This window comes from Streptomyces sp. NPDC050504, from assembly GCF_044458065.1.
In the GTDB taxonomy this organism is placed as follows: Bacteria; Actinomycetota; Actinomycetes; order Streptomycetales; family Streptomycetaceae; genus Streptomyces.
The window spans coordinates 17,660-34,296 of sequence record NZ_JBITHO010000008.1 but is presented as its reverse complement, the minus strand read 5'-3'; the positions used below and the strand labels follow the sequence as shown (position 1 = coordinate 34,296).

At 71.3% G+C, this 16,637-nt stretch carries 18 protein-coding genes; 11 read left to right on the top strand and 7 right to left on the bottom strand.

Going from position 1 to position 16,637, the window contains the following annotated elements:
• Positions 1 to 90: 90 nt before the first annotated feature.
• Positions 91 to 1,635 carry a S8 family peptidase gene (locus tag ACIBNE_RS28320; RefSeq protein WP_399276401.1) on the bottom strand — a complete coding sequence of 515 codons (1,545 nt, stop codon included), beginning with the start codon at positions 1,633 to 1,635 and terminating at the stop codon, positions 91 to 93.
• 296 nt (positions 1,636 to 1,931) lie between these two features.
• On the opposite strand from ACIBNE_RS28320, the gene ACIBNE_RS28315 reads away from it, so the two are divergent.
• From ACIBNE_RS28315 to moaA, 3 genes are all read left to right on the top strand, one after another.
• A complete protein-coding gene (locus tag ACIBNE_RS28315) occupies positions 1,932 to 2,294 on the top strand; it encodes a DUF485 domain-containing protein (RefSeq protein ID WP_399276399.1) in 363 nt (120 codons plus the stop codon).
• Positions 2,291 to 3,931 (top strand): cation acetate symporter, encoded by a 1,641-nt coding sequence (locus ACIBNE_RS28310; RefSeq protein ID WP_399276397.1) that lies wholly within the window; start codon positions 2,291 to 2,293, stop codon positions 3,929 to 3,931. The genes ACIBNE_RS28315 and ACIBNE_RS28310 overlap by 4 nt, the downstream gene beginning before the upstream one ends.
• Positions 3,932 to 4,118: 187 nt before the next feature.
• Positions 4,119 to 5,108, top strand: coding sequence for a GTP 3',8-cyclase MoaA (gene moaA, locus ACIBNE_RS28305; protein ID WP_399276395.1), 990 nt, complete (start codon positions 4,119 to 4,121; stop codon positions 5,106 to 5,108).
• On the opposite strand, the gene ACIBNE_RS28300 is transcribed toward moaA, so the two are convergent.
• On the bottom strand, positions 5,091 to 5,342 hold the full coding sequence (locus tag ACIBNE_RS28300) for a hypothetical protein (protein ID WP_399276393.1): 252 nt from the start codon (positions 5,340 to 5,342) through the stop codon (positions 5,091 to 5,093). The two genes, moaA and ACIBNE_RS28300, sit on opposite strands and share 18 nt — an antisense overlap.
• Before the next feature lie 203 nt (positions 5,343 to 5,545).
• Entirely contained in the window at positions 5,546 to 5,920 is a 375-nt protein-coding gene (locus ACIBNE_RS28295; protein WP_399276391.1) for a DUF3099 domain-containing protein, read from the bottom strand.
• A 214-nt stretch (positions 5,921 to 6,134) separates the two neighbouring features.
• Here ACIBNE_RS28295 and ACIBNE_RS28290 point away from each other — a divergent pair, with 214 nt between their 5' ends.
• On the top strand, positions 6,135 to 6,410 hold the full coding sequence (locus tag ACIBNE_RS28290; protein ID WP_399276390.1) for a GlsB/YeaQ/YmgE family stress response membrane protein: 276 nt from the start codon (positions 6,135 to 6,137) through the stop codon (positions 6,408 to 6,410).
• A gap of 230 nt (positions 6,411 to 6,640) precedes the next feature.
• Here the strand turns inward: ACIBNE_RS28290 and tyrS are convergent, their stop codons facing one another.
• The 3 genes from tyrS to ACIBNE_RS28275 are packed head-to-tail and all read right to left on the bottom strand — an operon-like array spanning position 6,641 to position 10,887.
• Positions 6,641 to 7,909 (bottom strand): tyrosine--tRNA ligase, encoded by a 1,269-nt coding sequence (gene tyrS / locus ACIBNE_RS28285; protein ID WP_399276389.1) that lies wholly within the window; start codon positions 7,907 to 7,909, stop codon positions 6,641 to 6,643.
• A 45-nt stretch (positions 7,910 to 7,954) separates the two neighbouring features.
• A complete protein-coding gene (locus ACIBNE_RS28280; protein WP_399276387.1) occupies positions 7,955 to 9,349 on the bottom strand; it encodes a metallopeptidase TldD-related protein in 1,395 nt (464 codons plus the stop codon).
• Entirely contained in the window at positions 9,346 to 10,887 is a 1,542-nt protein-coding gene (locus ACIBNE_RS28275; RefSeq protein ID WP_399276385.1) for a TldD/PmbA family protein, read from the bottom strand. The genes ACIBNE_RS28280 and ACIBNE_RS28275 overlap by 4 nt, the downstream gene beginning before the upstream one ends.
• 216 nt (positions 10,888 to 11,103) lie before the next feature.
• Between ACIBNE_RS28275 and fabG the strand changes: the two genes are divergently transcribed.
• The 3 genes from fabG to ACIBNE_RS28260 all read left to right on the top strand — a co-directional run bounded on the left by fabG (position 11,104) and on the right by ACIBNE_RS28260 (position 13,247).
• On the top strand, positions 11,104 to 11,808 hold the full coding sequence (gene fabG / locus ACIBNE_RS28270) for a 3-oxoacyl-[acyl-carrier-protein] reductase (RefSeq protein ID WP_399276383.1): 705 nt from the start codon (positions 11,104 to 11,106) through the stop codon (positions 11,806 to 11,808).
• 4 nt (positions 11,809 to 11,812) lie between these two features.
• Entirely contained in the window at positions 11,813 to 12,589 is a 777-nt protein-coding gene (gene fabI, locus ACIBNE_RS28265) for an enoyl-ACP reductase FabI (protein WP_399276380.1), read from the top strand.
• A gap of 343 nt (positions 12,590 to 12,932) precedes the next feature.
• Positions 12,933 to 13,247, top strand: coding sequence for a hypothetical protein (locus tag ACIBNE_RS28260; RefSeq protein WP_399277141.1), 315 nt, complete (start codon positions 12,933 to 12,935; stop codon positions 13,245 to 13,247).
• 81 nt (positions 13,248 to 13,328) lie between these two features.
• Here ACIBNE_RS28260 and ACIBNE_RS28255 read toward each other — a convergent pair whose 3' ends face one another.
• The gene (locus ACIBNE_RS28255) at positions 13,329 to 14,009 is read right to left on the bottom strand and encodes a FadR/GntR family transcriptional regulator (protein ID WP_399276378.1); all 681 of its coding nucleotides are present in this window, start codon (positions 14,007 to 14,009) and stop codon (positions 13,329 to 13,331) included.
• 102 nt (positions 14,010 to 14,111) lie between these two features.
• Here ACIBNE_RS28255 and ACIBNE_RS28250 point away from each other — a divergent pair, with 102 nt between their 5' ends.
• From ACIBNE_RS28250 to ACIBNE_RS28235, 4 genes are all read left to right on the top strand, one after another.
• Positions 14,112 to 15,407: a CynX/NimT family MFS transporter gene (locus ACIBNE_RS28250; RefSeq protein ID WP_399276376.1), complete on the top strand. Its 1,296-nt coding sequence runs from the start codon at positions 14,112 to 14,114 to the stop codon at positions 15,405 to 15,407.
• On the top strand, positions 15,401 to 15,544 hold the full coding sequence (locus ACIBNE_RS28245; protein WP_399276375.1) for an SGM_5486 family transporter-associated protein: 144 nt from the start codon (positions 15,401 to 15,403) through the stop codon (positions 15,542 to 15,544). The genes ACIBNE_RS28250 and ACIBNE_RS28245 overlap by 7 nt, the downstream gene beginning before the upstream one ends.
• A 170-nt stretch (positions 15,545 to 15,714) precedes the next feature.
• Positions 15,715 to 15,903 carry a hypothetical protein gene (locus ACIBNE_RS28240; protein WP_399276373.1) on the top strand — a complete coding sequence of 63 codons (189 nt, stop codon included), beginning with the start codon at positions 15,715 to 15,717 and terminating at the stop codon, positions 15,901 to 15,903.
• A 79-nt stretch (positions 15,904 to 15,982) separates the two neighbouring features.
• Entirely contained in the window at positions 15,983 to 16,501 is a 519-nt protein-coding gene (locus ACIBNE_RS28235) for a SixA phosphatase family protein (RefSeq protein ID WP_399276371.1), read from the top strand.
• Positions 16,502 to 16,637: the final 136 nt, after the last annotated feature.

Genomic DNA, 16,637 nt, shown 5'->3' with positions numbered 1-16,637 from the left:
CGCGGAAGGGCCGGACGGGGGAGTCCCCCGCCCGGCCCGGACCGTCGGAACCTACGCTCCGCGGAGCATCACTGATGGATCACCGGTGCGTCACTTGCGGACCGCGTCCAGCGCGTCCACGATGCCCACCCCGTAGAAGCCGTTCTTGTTCTTCCCGCCCTCGCACACCGCGTCGATCTTGCCGTCGCCGTCGATGTCGTACGGGTTGGTGCACGCGTGCTTGTCGGCCTGGGCGGTCAACAGCGCCTTGACCGTCGAGGGCGAGGCGTGCGGGTAGCGCGACTTGATGAGCGCGGCGACGCCCGACACGTGCGGCGAGGCCATGGACGTGCCGCCCTTGTAGCCGTACTTGCCGTCGGGCAGCGTGGAGAGGATCAGGCCGTTGACGGCGGGCGCGTCGGGCGCCTGGAACTGCGTGCGGTCGCCGCCGGGCGCCGCCACGTCCACGACACCGAGGCCGTAGCTGGAGTACGACGCCTTGAGGCCCTTGGCACCCGTCGCCGAGACCGTCACGACGCCCGGCAGCTGCATCGGGATGTCGAGGCACTTGCTCGGGTCGATGACCCGGTTCGGCGGGTTCGTCGAGTCGTTGGGGCTGCCGGTCTCCAGGATCTCGTCGGCCGCGAGGTCGAAGTTGGAGTTGCCGGCGGACGCGACGTTCACCGCGCCCTTGCGCTCCGCGTAGCGCGACGCACGGGCGACCGCCTCGACCAGGGCGCCCTGGTCCTCGTCGTCCTTGCAGTTGAACATCCACGGGTCGGTGAAGTAGCTGTTGTTCGTCACGTCGGCGCCGTGCTCGGCGGCCCAGACGAAGCCGCAGACGACCGCCTCGGTGTAGAAGAAGCCGTCCGGGTCGGAGACCTTGATGCCCGAGACCTTCACGTTCGGCGCGACGCCGGTGACGCCGATGCCGTTCTTCGCCGCGGCGATGGTGCCCGCGACGTGCGTGCCGTGGTTGCTCTCGGTCGGGGCCGGACGCCAGGCGCCCTCGGTGGTGTTGGGCGCGCCGCCCACGCAGCTCGCCGAAGCGCGCCGGTCGAAGTTCGGGGCGAGGTCCGGGTGGGTGTCGTCGACGCCCGTGTCGATGACGGCGACCGTGACCTTCCTGCTGCCCAGGGTCTTCTGGTGGGCCTTGTCGGCCTTGATGGCGGGCAGACCCCACAGGAGGGGCTCCAGCGGGTCCTGGTCGTCGCTCGCCCGCGCCGCGGCGGACTTGGCCTCGGCCGAGGTGAGCGGCTGCTCCGCCTCGATGTCCGTGGTGGACTGCGCGGCCATCGGCTTGGTGCGGGTCGCACCGGCCGAGTGGACGCCCTTGACGCGGCGGATCGTTTCGCCGAAGGCCGGGTTCTGCGAGGTGACGACGATGACGCCGATGCGGTCGTAGGCGATGACGATCGTGCCGCCCGCCTTGACTATCGCCTTCTTCACCTTGGCGGCGGTGGAGTGCCCGCCCTTGGTGTTGACCACGTAGGAGAGCTTGGGGCCCGTCGTGGACGCCGAGACGCCCTCGGAGGCGACGGCCTTCGTCGGAGCCGCCGCGGCGGTCGCCATCGGCACGAGGCCGAGCGAGGCCGTGAGGGCAAGACCGACGGGCAGGGCGAGGGTGCGAGACCGTCTGGATCCCAGCTGCGCCATGGGTTCTCCACATCATCGAGGGTGGCCGTCCGGCAGTGGAACACGGCCGAACGGATCAGTGACGTGGAAGTTATCGCTGATCAACCTGTGTCTTCAATGAGTTCGTAAAAGAAAAAGGTCGAACCTGAACCGCTTCGCCGCGCTCTCCGTGCCGTTGTGCAGGGGAGGAGCACCAGCACTCCCCCTGTGAGGTCCGTTTGTCCAGTCCGTACGTCCCCGCCCCAGGCACCCCCGTCCCCGGCGCCCCCGTCCCCGATCCACCCGTCCCCACCGCACCCGCACCACGAGGAGAACCAGTGGTTACCGACGCACCGCCCCCGGGCGGTAAGGAGGCCGGCTCCGTCCAGCCCACGACAGAACAGTTCGTCGAGGTCCAGGAGAGCGCCGAGTTCGGCGAACTGCGCCGCGCGCACCGCTCCTTCGCCTTCCCCCTGACGGTCGCCTTCATCGCCTGGTACCTGCTGTACGTCCTGCTCTCCAACTACGCGGGCGACTTCATGGGCACCAAGCTCTTCGGCAACATCAACGTGGCCCTCGTCCTCGGCCTCGGACAGTTCCTCACCACCTTCCTCATCGCCTGGCTCTACTCGCGCCACGCCGCCACGGAGCTCGACCCCAAGGCCGAGGCGATCAAGTCCCGCATGGAGGGCGCCGCATGAGCCCCGCGCACCACCCGGCCGTGGTCCAGCTGGCCGCCGTCTCCGACGCCTCCGAGCACCGGACGCTGATCGTCGCGCTCTTCGCCTCGTTCGTCGTCGCGACCCTCGCCATCACCGTCTGGGCGGGCCGCCAGACCAGGAGCGCCGCGGACTTCTACGCGGGCGGCCGCCAGTTCACCGGCTTCCAGAACGGCCTCGCGATCTCCGGCGACTACATGTCGGCCGCTTCCTTCCTCGGCATCGCGGGCGCCATCGCGCTCTTCGGCTACGACGGCTTCCTGTACTCCATCGGCTTCCTGGTCGCCTGGCTGGTGGCCCTGCTGCTGGTCGCGGAGCCGCTGCGCAACTCCGGCCGCTACACGATGGGCGACGTCCTCGCGTACCGCATGCGCCAGCGCCCCGTCCGCACCGCGGCGGGCACCTCCACCATCGTCGTCTCGATCTTCTACCTGCTCGCGCAGATGGCGGGCGCGGGCGTGCTGGTCTCGCTGCTGCTCGGCATCAAGAGCGACGGCGGCAAGGTCCTGATCGTCGCCCTGGTCGGCGTACTGATGATCGTGTACGTCACCATCGGCGGCATGAAGGGCACCACCTGGGTGCAGATGGTCAAGGCCGTCCTGCTCATCGCGGGCACCCTGCTCATCACCTTCCTGATCCTGTGGAAGTTCCACTTCAACGTCTCCGACCTGCTGGGCACCGCGGCCTCCAACAGCGGCAAGGGCTCGGCCTTCCTGGAGCCGGGACTCAAGTACGGCAAGACGGGCACATCGAAGCTGGACTTCATCTCGCTCGGCATCGCGCTGGTGCTCGGCACCGCCGGCCTGCCGCACATCCTGATCCGCTTCTACACGGTCCCCACGTCCAAGGCCGCCCGCAAGTCCGTGAACTGGGCGATCGGCATCATCGGCGCCTTCTACCTGATGACCATCGTGCTCGGCTTCGGCGCCGCGGCCCTCCTCAAGCCCGGCGACATCGTCGCCTCCAACAAGGCGGGCAACACGGCCGCGCCGCTGGCCGCGCTGGAAATCGGCGGCGGCGGCGGCTCCACGGGCGGCGCGATCCTGCTCGCCGTGATCTCCGCGGTCGCCTTCGCGACGATCCTCGCGGTCGTCGCGGGCCTCACGCTCGCCTCGTCCTCGTCCTTCGCGCACGACATCTACGCCAACGTCATCCGCAAGGGCAGGGCGACCGAGGAGGAGGAGATGAAGGCGGCCCGCTGGGCGACCGTCCTCATCGGCGTCGTGTCCATCGCGCTCGGCGCCCTCGCCCGCGACCTCAACGTGGCCGGACTGGTCGCCCTGGCCTTCGCGGTCGCGGCCTCGGCCAACCTGCCGACGATCCTCTACAGCCTCTTCTGGAAGCGCTTCACCACCCAGGGAGCGCTCTGGTCGATCTACGGCGGCCTGGTCTCGGCCGTGGGCCTGGTGCTGTTCTCGCCCGTCGTCTCGGGCAAGCCCACCTCGATGTTCCCGGACGCGAACTTCGACTTCTTCCCGCTGGAGAACCCGGGCCTGATCTCCATCCCGCTGGGCTTCCTGCTCGGCTGGCTGGGCTCGCTGCTCTCCAAGGAGGAGCCGGACAAGGGCAAGTACGCCGAGCTGGAGGTCAAGTCCCTCACGGGCGTCGGCGCCCACTGACCGGGCCGTCCCCGCCGACCCCCCATCAGCGCCCCCCACGGGAATCCGGCGCGGCCGCGTCGTAGGACCCTACGACGCGGCCGCACCGTTCCTCGTGGCAAATGGCCCCTGGAGTTGTCAGAGGTCTCGCGTAAGGTCGGAACCGACAGCTACCAGTACCGGCCAAAACCGGGGGAGGGGGCCCGAAGTGCTTGTCGACACCTATGGCCGCGTGGCCACTGACCTGCGTGTCTCACTGACGGACCGCTGCAACCTGCGGTGCACGTACTGCATGCCCGAAGAGGGCCTGCAGTGGCTCGCCAAGCCCGACCTGCTCACCGACGACGAGATCGTCCGCCTGGTCACCGTCGCCGTCACCCGCCTCGGCATCACGGAAGTCCGCTTCACCGGCGGCGAGCCGCTGCTCCGCCCCGGCCTCGTCGGGATCGTCGAGCGCTGCGCCGCCCTCGCCCCGCGCCCCAAGATGTCCCTGACCACCAACGGCATCGGCCTCAAGCGCACCGCGCGGGCCCTGCGGGCGGCCGGCCTGGACCGGGTCAACGTCTCGCTCGACACGCTGCGGCCCGACGTGTTCAAGACCCTCACCCGCCGCGACCGCCACCACGACGTGCTGGACGGCATGGCCGCCGCCCGCGACGCCGGGCTCACCCCCGTCAAGGTCAACGCCGTACTGATCCCCGGGCTCAACGACGACGAGGCCCCCGATCTCCTGGCCTGGGCGGTGGAGAACGCCTACGAGCTGCGGTTCATCGAGCAGATGCCGCTCGACGCGCAGCACGGCTGGAAGCGCGAGGGCATGATCACCGCGGGCGACATCCTGGACTCGCTGCGCAGCCGCTTCACGCTCACCCCCGAGGCCGACGACGCCCGCGGCTCGGCCCCCGCCGAGCGCTGGCTGGTGGACGGCGGACCGCACGTGGTCGGGGTCATCGCCTCCGTCACCCGCCCCTTCTGCGGCGCCTGCGACCGCACCAGGCTGACCGCCGACGGACAGGTGCGGACCTGCCTCTTCGCCCGGGAGGAGACGGACCTGCGCGCGGCCCTGCGCTCCGGCGCGACCGACGAGGAGATCGCCGGGCTCTGGAAGACCGCGATGTGGGGCAAGAAGGCGGGCTCGGGCCTCGACGACCCGTCGTTCCTCCAGCCCGACCGCCCGATGTCAGCGATCGGCGGCTGACGGTCCCCGCGAGTCCTCCGCCGACCGCCACTCCACGAAGGGCACGACGTCCTTGAGGAAACCGCGCACGCCGAGGAACTGCGACAGGTGCTCGCGGTGCTCGTCGCAGGCCAGCCAGGTCTTGCGGCGGTCGGGGGTGTGCAGCTTGGGGTTGTTCCACGCCAGGACCCAGACGGCGGCCGCACGGCAGCCCTTGGCGGAGCAGATCGGGGTCTCGTCGTCACTCACAGCCATGTCCCAACACACGTCCACCGGCACGCAAACACGTATAAACAAGGCGACGCCGAGCAGCCACGGGGGGAGCTGCCCGGCGTCGGTCCGTCGCTCCGACGGGGGATGCGGAGCGCTTACGAAGTATGTCACGCGGAGCGGGGTGCGGTGCACCGGAACTTCATGATTGATCTGAGCTTTTATTGAGCCTTGCGGACCGTGAGCGATCAAGCCTGTTCGTGTCGACGCGGGGGCGTATGCGGGTCTCCGTCCTCCGCCCCGGATTCCGCGCCGGTGTACACCGCGGAGGGCAGCAGCGCCGGCCTGACCGGAGCGGGCACGAAGGTCGAGGGCAGTGAAGGGGCAGTCTCCCGGCCCGCGTTGGCGATCACCACGGAGACGTAGGGGAGCAGGACACCGAGCACGAGTGCCACGATCGCCACATGACGCTCGACGTTCCACAGCACGGCGGAGAGGATCACCGAGAGCGTCCGGACGGACATCGAGATCACATAGCGCCGCTGCCTGCCGCGCACGTCCTCTTCGAGCCCCTGCCTGGCCCCCGTGATCCGGAAGACCTCAGAGCCGCTCCGCTTCCGCATCACGTTCCACCACCCGATCCTCGCGCCGGACGCTCCCCGCTCCTGACCCGTTCCACGGTACGCCGGGCCTGCGCCGCCTACGAGACCGGGGCGTCCCTTGTCCGCCCGGAGCACACCCGGCATACCGCGTACGGACCAGTCCGACATGCGCCGTACGGCTGACGGGCCGAGACTGAAACGCACCTGCGCACACCGCGCCGCATGAGGAGGCGACATGAGTTGGTTGTGGGCGATCATCGTGGGTCTGGTCCTCGGCCTGATCGCCAAGGCGATCATCCCGGGCAAGCAGCAGATCCCTCTCTGGCTGACGGCCGTCTTCGGCATCCTGGGCAGCGTGCTCGGCAACACCGTGGCCACCTGGATCGGCGTCAACGACACCCGCGGCATCGACTGGATCAGGCATCTGCTCCAGCTGATCGGCGCCGTGGCCGTGGTCGGCGTCGGCGACATGGTCTACGCCTCGATGAAGGGCAACAGACAGCGGACCTGACAGTACGGACGAAGCGGTGGGGGGGGGGGGGGGGGCCCCCCCCCCCCCCCCCCCGGGCGGGCCGGGGGGGGGGGGCCCCCCCCGGGCCCCCCCCCCCCCCCCCGGGGGGCCCCCCGCCCCCCCCCCCCCCCCCCCCGCCCCCCCCCCCCCCCGCCGCCCGGCCCCCGCGCGGGGGGGGGGGGGGGCCCCCCCCCCCCCCCCCCACCGCCGCGTTCCGTCCGGGGTACGGGTCAGCCGCCCGTGACCTCGATCGCCGCCAGGTTCTTCTTGCCCCGGCGCAGCACCAGCCACCGCCCGTGCAGCAGCTCACCGGCCGCCACCACGGCGTCCTCGGCGGTCACCTTCGCGTTGTTCACGTAGGCCCCGCCCTCCTTCACCGTGCGCCGGGCGGCCGACTTGCTGGCCACCAGGCCCACCTCGGCGAACAGGTCCACCACCAGACCGGGCTCCGCGACCTGCGCGTGCGGCAGCTCCGAGAGCGCGGCGCGCAGGGTGGGCTCGTCGAGCTCGCCCAGCTCGCCCTGGCCGAACAGCGCCTTGGACGCGTTGATCACCGCGGCGCACTGGTCGGCGCCGTGCACCAGCGTCGTCAGCTCCTCGGCCAGCGCCCGCTGAGCGGCCCGCGCCTGCGGGCGCTCGGCGGTCTGCTCCTCCAGCTCCTCCAGCTCCGCACGGCTCTTGAAGGAGAGGATCCGCAGGTAGCGCGAGACGTCCCGGTCGTCCGTGTTCAGCCAGAACTGGTAGAACGCGTACGGCGTGGTCATCTCCGGGTCGAGCCAGAGCGTGCCGGTCTCGGACTTGCCGAACTTGGTGCCGTCCGCCTTGGTCATCAGCGGGGTGGCCAGCGCGTGCACGTGCGCCTCGGGCTCAAGGCGGTGGATCAGGTCCAGGCCCGCCGTGAGGTTGCCCCACTGGTCGCTGCCGCCCTGCTGGAGGGTGCAGTTGTGGCGGCGGTACAGCTCCAGGAAGTCCATGCCCTGGAGCAGCTGGTAGCTGAACTCGGTGTAGCTGATGCCCTGCTCGGACTCCAGCCGCCGGGCGACGGAGTCCTTGGTGAGCATCTTGTTGACCCGGAAGTGCTTGCCGATGTCCCGCAGGAACTCGATCGCGGACAGGCCCGCGGTCCAGTCCAGGTTGTTGACCATCGTCGCCGCGTTGTCGCCCTCGAAAGAGAGGAACGGCTCGATCTGCGAGCGCAACCGGTCCACCCACTGCGCGATGACCGCCGGGTCGTTCAGCGTGCGCTCGGCGGTCGGACGCGGGTCGCCGATCTGGCCGGTCGCGCCGCCGACCAGCGCCAGCGGCCTGAGGCCGGCCTGCTGGAGCCTGCGCATGGTCAGCACCTGCACCAGGTGGCCGACGTGCAGACTGGCCGCGGTCGGGTCGAAGCCGCAATAGAAGGTGACGGGACCGTCCGCGAGCGCCTTGCGCAAAGCGTCCTCGTCAGTGGACTGGGCGAGCAGCCCGCGCCACTTCAGCTCGTCGACGATGTCCGTCACTGTTCTCGTATCTCCCGCGCTCAGGTGTTGTGGAACATGTCGAGGTTATACGCCCTGGCTGACAGAGCTCATATTGAAGTCCGGCACGCGCAGCGCGGGCATCGCCGCCCGGGTGAACCAGTCGCCCCACTCTCGCGGCAGCGTCTTCTCGGTGCGGCCCGCCTCGGACGCCCGGGACAGCACGTCGACCGGCGACTCGTTGAACCGGAAGTTGTTCACCTCGCCGACCACCTCGCCGTTCTCGACCAGGTACACCCCGTCCCTGGTGAGGCCGGTGAGCAGCAGCGTCGCCGGGTCGACCTCGCGGATGTACCAGAGGCAGGTCAGCAGCAGCCCGCGTCCGGTCGCCGCCACCATCTCGTCCAGGGACCTGTCGCCGCCGCCGTCCAGGATCAGGTTGTCGACCGTGGGGGCCACCGGCAGGCCGGTGAGGCCCGCGCTGTGCCGGGTGGTGACGAGCCGGTCCAGCGTGCCCTCGCGGATCCAGTCGGTGGGGCCGAGCGGCAGTCCGTTGTCGAAGACCGACGCGTCGTCCGCCGAGGCGTGCGCGATGACGAACGGCGCGGACTCCAGGCCCGGCGCGTGCGGGTCGCTGCGCAGCGTGAGCGGCAGCGGGGAGAGGGTCTCGCCGATGCGGGTGCCGCCGCCGGGCTTGCTGAAGACCGTGCGGCCCTCGGCCGCGTCCCGGCCGTTGGACGACCACAGCTGGTAGATCAGCAGGTCGGCGACGGCGGTGGGCGGCAGCAGCGTCTCGTAGCGGCCCGCGGGCAGCTCGACGCGGCGCTCGGCCCAGCCCAGGCGGCGCGCCAGCTCCTCGTCCAGGGCGCCGGGGTCGACGTCCTTGAAGTCACGCGTGGAGCGGCCCGCCCAGGCCGACCGCGTGCGGTCGGGGGACTTGGCGTTCACCTCCAGCGTGCCGTTCGGCTGGTCGTGGCGCAGCCGCAGCCCGGTGGACGTGCCGAGGTAGCTGGACGTCATCTCGTGGTTGGCGAAACCGTACAGTTCCCGCCCGCCCGAGCGGGCCCTGGCGAACGCCTCGCCCAGCGCGGGCGCGAAGTCGGTGAACACGGCCGATGAGGTCTCGGCGGGCGCGTCCGCGAAGTCCGGTGACACGGGCACCCCGGAGACCAGGGGCCGGGCGTCCTCGGCGGGTCCTGCGGCGCGCGCGGCGGCCTCCGCGGCCCGTACCAGGGGCTCCAGGTCGTCGGCGGTGACGGCGGCCCTGGAGACCACGCCGGACGCGGTGCCCCGGGTGCCGTCCACGGTCGCGATGACGGTCAGGGTGCGGCCGCGCGTGACGCCGTTGGTGGTGAGCGCGTTGCCCGCCCAGCGCAGGTTGGCCGAGGACTGCTCGTCCGCGATGACGACGCACCCGTCGGCGGTGGAGAGTTCGAGGGCGCGCTCGACGATCTCGTGCGGCTTGGTGGTACGGGAGCTCATCGACCGGCCTCCTGGGTGGTGTTCAAGATGTTGACGCCCCGGAAGAGGGCGGAGGGGCAGCCGTGCGAGACCGCGGCGACCTGCCCCGGCTGGGCCTTCCCGCAGTTGAAGGCGCCGCCCAGGACGTACGTCTGCGGGCCGCCGACCTTCTCCATCGAGCCCCAGAAGTCGGTGGTCGTCGCCTGGTACGCCACGTCGCGCAGCTGGCCGGCCAGGCGCCCGTTCTCGATGCGGAAGAAGCGCTGTCCGGTGAACTGGAAGTTGTAGCGCTGCATGTCGATGGACCACGACCGGTCGCCGACCACGTAGATGCCGCGCTCCACGCCCCCGATCAGGTCCTCCGTGGAGAGCCCGCCGGGGTCCGGCTGGAGCGAGACGTTCGCCATGCGCTGCACGGGCACGTGGCCGGGGGAGTCCGCGTAGGCGCAGCCGTTGGAGCGGCCGAGGCCGGTGAGCTTCGCGATGCGCCGGTCCGTCTGGTAGCCGACCAGCGTGCCGTCCTTGACCAGGTCCCAGGACTGCGCGGCGACGCCCTCGTCGTCGTACCCGATGGTCGCCAGGCCGTGCTCGGCGGTGCGGTCGCCGGTCACGTTCATGATCGACGAGCCGTACGCCAGCTTGCCCAGCTGGTCGAAGGTGGCGAAGGAGGTGCCCGCGTACGCGGCCTCGTAGCCCAGCGCGCGGTCCAGCTCGGTGGCGTGGCCGATCGACTCGTGGATGGTCAGCCAGAGGTTGGAGGGGTCCACGACCAGGTCGTAGCGGCCCGCCTCGACGCTCGGCGCGCGCATCTTCTCGGCCAGCAGGGCGGGGATCTCGGCCAGCTCGGCGTCCCAGTCCCAGCCGGTGCCCTTGAGGTACTCCCAGCCGCGGCCCGCCGGCGGCGCGATGGTGCGCATCGAGTCGAACTCGCCGGTCGTGCCGTCCACCGCGACGGCCGTCAGCTGCGGATGCACCCGCACCCGCTGCTGCGTGGTGACCGTCCCCGCCGTGTCGGCGTAGAACTTGTTCTCGTGGACGGTGAGCAGCGAGGCGTCCACGTGCGCCACGCCGTCGGCCGCGAGCAGCCGCCCGCTCCACTCGGCGAGCAGCCCGCTCTTCTCCTCGTCGGGCACGGTGAAGGGGTCGATCTCGTACGAGGAGACCCAGGTCTTCTCCGAGTGCACCGGCTCGGGGGCCAGCTCCACGCGCTCTTTCGACCCGGCGGCCGCGATGACCTTGGCGGACAGCTTGGCCATGGCCACCGCCTGCCCGGCGACGCGGGCCGCCGCGTCCATCGTCAGGTCGACCCCGGACGCGAAGCCCCAGGCCCCGCCGTGCACCACGCGCACCGCGTAACCGAGGTCCGTGGTGTCGGACGAGGCCGCGGGGCGGGCGTCGCGCAGCCGCCAGGCGGCGCTGCGCACCCGCTCCAGGCGGAAGTCCGCGTGCTCGGCGCCGAGCGCCCGCGCGCGGGCCAGCGCCGCGTCGGCGAGCGCCCGCAGGGGCAGGGCGAGGAACGTCGGATCGACGGCTTGGGCGTTCTGGGCGTCCTGTGTCACGGACCGCCTCCCGTTCACGGTGCCGAAAGGAGTGTGGTGTGTTGCACGCGGAAGTCAACCATGTGCCGTACGCGATGGGAGGGCCGTACGGGCGACGGCCGTCTGTAGGGACCCGACAGTGACCGCGTGTAGGCGCTGTCAGGGCCCGATTCTTTGGACGGGCCCCTGTACCGATAGTTTCGGCAGGTACCAGACCGCTATCGAAAGGGTGATCCGTTGAGCCGCTCGGTTCTCGTCACCGGAGGAAACCGGGGCATCGGCCTCGCCATCGCACGAGCCTTCGCCGACAACGGTGACAAGGTCGCGGTCACGTACCGTTCGGGCGAGCCGCCCGCGGGCTTCCTCGGCGTCAAGTGCGACATCACCGACGCAGAGCAGGTGGAGCAGGCGTACAAGGAGATCGAGGAGAAGCACGGTCCCGTCGAGGTCCTGGTCGCCAACGCCGGCGTCACCAAGGACCAGCTCCTGATGCGGATGTCCGAGGAGGACTTCACGTCCGTCCTCGACACCAACCTCACCGGCACCTTCCGCGTCGTGAAGCGTGCCAACCGCGGCATGCTGCGCGCCAAGAAGGGCCGCGTCGTGCTGATCTCCTCGGTCGTCGGCCTGCTGGGTTCGGCGGGTCAGGCGAACTACGCCGCCTCCAAGGCGGGTCTGGTCGGCTTCGCCCGCTCGCTCGCCCGCGAGCTCGGCTCCCGCAACATCACCTTCAACGTCGTGGCACCCGGTTTCGTCGACACCGACATGACCAAGGTGCTCACCGACGAGCAGCGTCAGGGCATCGTCGCCCAGGTGCCGCTCGGCCGCTACGCGCGGCCCGAGGAGATCGCCGCCACGGTGCGCTTCCTCGCGTCGGACGACGCCTCGTACATCACTGGAGCCGTCATTCCCGTTGACGGCGGATTGGGCATGGGTCACTGATCACATGAGTGGAATCCTCGCCGGCAAGCGCATTCTCGTCACGGGTGTCCTCACCGAGGGCTCGATCGCCTTCCACGCGGCGAAGGTCGCGCAGGAGCAGGGCGCCGAGATCGTCCTCACCGGCTTCGGCCGGGTCACCCTGGTGGAGCGCATCGCCAAGCGGCTGCCCAAGCCCACCACGGTGATCGAGCTGGACGTCAACAACCAGGAGCACCTGGACGGGCTGGCCGCCAAGGTCAACGAGTACTTCGGCGACGACGAGGGCATCGACGGCATCGTCCACTCGATCGCCTTCGGCCCGCAGGGCGCCTTCAACTTCCTGGAGGCGAGCTGGGAGGACGTCGGTACGGCGCTCCAGACCTCCGCGTACTCCCTGAAGTCGCTCACCATGGCGCTGCTGCCGCTGCTGGAGAAGCGCGGCGGCGGCTCGGTCGTCGGCATCACCTTCGACGGCTCGATCGCCTGGCCCAAGTACGACTGGATGGGCGTCGCCAAGGCCGCGCTGGAGTCCACGGGCCGCTACCTCGCCCGTGACCTCGGCGGCCGCAACGTCCGGGTCAACATGATCTCGGCCGGTCCGATCAAGTCGATGGCCGCGAAGTCGATCCCCGGCTTCGAGGAGCTGGCGGACGTGTGGAACCACCGCGCCCCCATCGGCTGGGACCTCTCGGACCCGGAGCCGGCCGGTCGCGGTGTCGTCGGCCTGCTGTCGGACTTCTTCCCGAAGACGACGGGCGAGGTCGTGCACGTGGACGGCGGCGTCCACATGATGGGTGCCTGACGCACGGCGCACGCCTTCGAAGGGCGTGGGTCTCCGCCTCCCCCACGGGGAGCGGGGCCCGCGCCCTTCGGCGTTTCGGAGGGTTGCCCGGACGGGGCGGTTCGAGAGGCCGGGGACCGGGCCACGGAATATGGTGAAAGCAGAGTAATAGGACATATCGAAACCAGGCTCCGGGGAGTGAGGTGCGACGGTGCGTCCGAGACTCCGCTACGGACGGGCGATCCGGGGCCTCCGGCGCTTCCCGGCCGCCCCGGCCCTCCTCGTGGCCCTCGTCGCCCTGATCGTCGGTGCCGCACTGTCCTGGCCCGTCGCCCCCGTGCTCTCCGCCCCCCACCGCCTGGCCATGGGGGGCGAGGCGGCGCCCGCGGACCCCGATTCCGACGGCTACGCGGATCCCGACCGTGCCACCGACCCGCCCGCCGACCCGTCCGGCGCCGCGTGCCGCACCACGATCGAGGGCTCGCGCACGGTGGCGTACTGCCACAACCCGTACCCCTACGCCGACCTCGTGCGGATGCACACCGAGTGCGCCCGCTGGTGGGACGTCGACGCGGACACGGCCCCGGTGGAGGTCGCCCCCGCCCAGACCGTACGGATCGCCGACCGCTGCTGGCGCGAGGTCCGCGCGGTCTGGATCACCCACCAGAAGGTGCGGTGAGGAGTCCCGGGGCACCCGCCGAAAGCCGCGGCCCGGACTGTCCGGACGGCCCGGACTGTGCGGACGGCCCGGTCGGTCCGGTCAGGTGCCGGAGGGCTCCCTGAGACAGGACAGGGCGTGGCTCGCCGCCTCGGCCGCCGCCGTCTCGCCGTCCCCCGCCCGGATCGCGGCGACCAGCCGCGCGTGGTCCATGTGGTTCTCGGGCCGCAGCTCGCGGCCGATGTCGTACCTGAGCCAGTCGCGCAGCAGGTCGCCCAGGTCCGCGTAGAGCCCGGTCAGCACCTCGTTGTGCGAGGCGGCGACCACCGCCAGGTGCAGCGTGGAGTCGACCGAGACGAACGCGTCGGCGTCCCCGGCCTCCCACGCCTCCTCACGCCGCGCCAGCAGCGCCTCCAGCTGCCCCAGGTCCCGCTCGGTGCGCCGCTGCGCCGCCAGCCGCGCCGCCGCCGACTCCAGCGTGGAGCGCAGCTCCGCGACGTGCCGCGGATCGGCGGACGCGAAGCGCCGGTGCATCACCCCGGCCAGCTCGCTGGTGGCCAGCACGTACGTCCCCGAGCCCTGCCTGATGTCCAGCAGCCCGTTGTGCGCCAGCGCCCGCACCGCCTCGCGCACGGTGTTGCGCGCCACGCCCAGCTGCTCGACCAACTCGGGCTCGGTGGGGATCCGGGAGCCCACCGGCCACTCGCCCGACGTGATCTGGTTGCGGAGCTGGGTGATCACCTGGTCTGAGAGTGCCGAGCGACGCGGGGAGGACAGCGCCATGGTGCTCCTCGTTTCCGTGAGGGGGCTCCCCGGCGCGGGTCGGGTCGGTGCCCGGACCGGAGAAGTGGACAACCAATCATCCCATGATTCTATGATGGCTCCATGCCTGCCGAAGAAACCAAGACCCCCGAGCGCGCCGCAGGCGCGGCGCCGTCCCCCTCAGCGCCACCCGCCGCACCCCAGACGCAGGCATGGCTCGCCCGGCTCCTGGTCGTCGCCCTCGTCCTCGCGGCGCTCAACCTCCGCCCCGCCATCACCAGCCTCGGCCCCCTCCTCAAGGAGGTGCGCGAAGGGCTCGGCATGAGCGCGGGCCTGGCCGGACTCCTCACCTCCGTACCGCCCCTGTGCTTCGCCGCCTTCGGCATCATGGCGCCGCGCCTCGCCCGCCGCTTCGGCCCGGGAGCCGTCGTCTGCGCGGGCATGGTGGCGATCGCGGCCGGCCTGGCGGTACGGCCCTACGCGGGCGGGACGGCCGGGTTCCTCGCGGCGACCGCGCTCGCCCTGATGGGCATCGCCGTCAGCAACGTCCTGATGCCGGTGATCGTCAAGCGGTACTTCCCCGACCGCGTCGGCAGCATGACCGGCCTCTACTCCATGGCGCTCTCCGGCGGCACCGCACTCGCGGCGGTCTCCGTCGTCCCCATGACCGACGCGCTCGGCGGCAACTGGCGGACCGGCCTCGCCGTCTGGGCGGTCCTGGGCGCCGTGGCCGTGCTGCCCTGGCTCCTCCTCGTACGGGACCGCAGCGGCGCGAGCCCGCACGGCGGCCCGGCGCGCGCCGCGGGCGGTGCCCGGGTGCGGGACGGCGAGGAGCGGGCGCCGCGGATCACCCGGAGCCGTACGGCGTGGATGCTCGGCCTCTTCTTCGGACTCCAGGCCACCGCCGCGTACATCACCATGGGCTGGATGGCCGACATCTTCCGCGACGCGGGGGTCTCGGCCGCCACCTCGGGGCTGCTCCTCGCCGTCACCATGGCGATGGGCGTCCCGCTCGCCTTCGTCATCCCGAGGGTCGCGTCCCGGCTGAAGAACCAGGGCCCCATCGTCGTCGTCCTCGGCGCCTGCGGCCTCGCCGGCTACGCGGGCCTGTACTTCGCGCCCGCCCAGGGCGCCTGGGCCTGGGCGCTGCTGCTGGGCATCTCGAACTGCGCCTTCCCGCTCGCCCTCACCATGATCGGCATGCGGGCCAGGACCGGCGCGGGAGTGGTCAGGCTCTCCGCCTTCGCCCAGTCCGCCGGCTATCTGATCGCCATCCCCGGCCCGCTCCTGGTCGGCGTCCTGTACGACCACACCGGCGGCTGGGGCTGGCCGATCGCCTTCATGGCGAGCCTGATGGTGCCGCAGATCGTCGCCGGGATCCTGGCGGGCAGGGACCGGACGATCGAGGACGAATGCTGAGGTGCGAGACTGGGGGCATGTCTCCCGTGCTTGAGCCGAACCCCCAGAACGGCCAGAAGAAGCTGCTGATCGTGTTGGGCGCGATGCTCGGCATCACCGTCGTCATCGGCGTGCTCGCCTCGATCGTCTCCCCCTGACCCGGCCCCGGGCGGGTGCGTGGTGGGGCTAGCCCCCCCATCCCCTAGGGGGTCAGGGTCAGGGTGAAGTGGGTGGGACACCGGATGGGCCCGCCCGCCGGTGATCCGTAACGTTTGAGTACAGCGGGGCCGACAGGGCCCCGCACCTCGAACGGGCGACGGAGGCCACCATGTCGGCGCAGACGCGGAACCGGACGGGCGCCGACATCAGGCTGCCGTGGTGGGCCGTCGCCCTTCCCGTGATCGCCTTCACGGTCCTCTTCGCGCTCGTGGCCTCGCCCGCCGAGGCGCAGGCGAGCGGCGAGGACGCGGGGCTCTCCCGGCTCCTGCACCTGGTGCAGTGGATATTCACGCGCTGATGCCAACCGGGTCACCCGTGGTGGGGGACCCCGTCAACACCCTGCGCCCGACGCGGGGTTTCGTGCGAAGCTGGGAAGCATGAGCGTCGATACACCTCGCAGGATCGTCCTACTCCGGCACGCGAAGGCGGAATGGGCGGAGACGTCAGACCACGAGCGCTCGCTCGCAGACCGTGGCCGCAAGGACGCCCCCGTCGCAGGCCGCAAGCTCGCGGACAGCGGAATCTCCTTCGACCTCGCCCTGTGCTCGACCGCGACCAGGACCCGCGAGACCTGGAAGCTCGCGGTGCAGGAGCTGCCGCAGCGTCCCAAGACGGTGTACGAGGAGCGGCTGTACGAAGCGAGCCTCGGCGAGCTGATCGCCCTGCTCAACGAAGTCCCGGACGACGTGGACAACCTGCTCGTCATCGGGCACAACCCGGGGATGCACGCCCTGGCCGACGCCCTCGCGGGCGAGGCGGAGGGCGACCTGCTCGCCCGGATGAACCGCAGCGGCTTCCCGACGTCGGCGTTCGCCGTCGTGGAGTACGGCGGCTCCTGGAAGGGCGTCGAGCACGGCGTCGGCAAGCTCGTGGAGTTCTGGTCCCCGCACGCGTGACCCGGTCGGCGAAGGCCCCCGGCGCACGCGGTGCACCGGGGGCCTTCGGCCCCCCCCATATAGGGTTTGCGGGCACAACCCCGTGGCGCCGCGAGGGGGGGTTGTCTGAAGGACCCCCCCGTCCCCCACCGCCACC

Excerpts from the sequence above, each read along its gene's own strand:
- ACIBNE_RS28320 (WP_399276401.1), bottom strand. The coding sequence starts at position 1,635 with ATGGCGCAGCTGGGATCCAGACGGTCTCGCACCCTCGCCCTGCCCGTC.
- ACIBNE_RS28310 (WP_399276397.1), top strand. The coding sequence starts at position 2,291 with ATGAGCCCCGCGCACCACCCGGCCGTGGTCCAGCTGGCCGCCGTCTCC.
- ACIBNE_RS28300 (WP_399276393.1), bottom strand. The coding sequence starts at position 5,342 with ATGGCTGTGAGTGACGACGAGACCCCGATCTGCTCCGCCAAGGGCTGC.
- ACIBNE_RS28295 (WP_399276391.1), bottom strand. The coding sequence starts at position 5,920 with ATGCGGAAGCGGAGCGGCTCTGAGGTCTTCCGGATCACGGGGGCCAGG.
- ACIBNE_RS28290 (WP_399276390.1), top strand. The coding sequence starts at position 6,135 with ATGAGTTGGTTGTGGGCGATCATCGTGGGTCTGGTCCTCGGCCTGATC.
- ACIBNE_RS28280 (WP_399276387.1), bottom strand. The coding sequence starts at position 9,349 with ATGAGCTCCCGTACCACCAAGCCGCACGAGATCGTCGAGCGCGCCCTC.
- fabI (WP_399276380.1), top strand. The coding sequence starts at position 11,813 with ATGAGTGGAATCCTCGCCGGCAAGCGCATTCTCGTCACGGGTGTCCTC.
- ACIBNE_RS28260 (WP_399277141.1), top strand. The coding sequence starts at position 12,933 with ATGGGGGGCGAGGCGGCGCCCGCGGACCCCGATTCCGACGGCTACGCG.
- ACIBNE_RS28255 (WP_399276378.1), bottom strand. The coding sequence starts at position 14,009 with ATGGCGCTGTCCTCCCCGCGTCGCTCGGCACTCTCAGACCAGGTGATC.
- ACIBNE_RS28250 (WP_399276376.1), top strand. The coding sequence starts at position 14,112 with ATGCCTGCCGAAGAAACCAAGACCCCCGAGCGCGCCGCAGGCGCGGCG.
- ACIBNE_RS28245 (WP_399276375.1), top strand. The coding sequence starts at position 15,401 with ATGCTGAGGTGCGAGACTGGGGGCATGTCTCCCGTGCTTGAGCCGAAC.
- ACIBNE_RS28240 (WP_399276373.1), top strand. The coding sequence starts at position 15,715 with ATGTCGGCGCAGACGCGGAACCGGACGGGCGCCGACATCAGGCTGCCG.
- ACIBNE_RS28235 (WP_399276371.1), top strand. The coding sequence starts at position 15,983 with ATGAGCGTCGATACACCTCGCAGGATCGTCCTACTCCGGCACGCGAAG.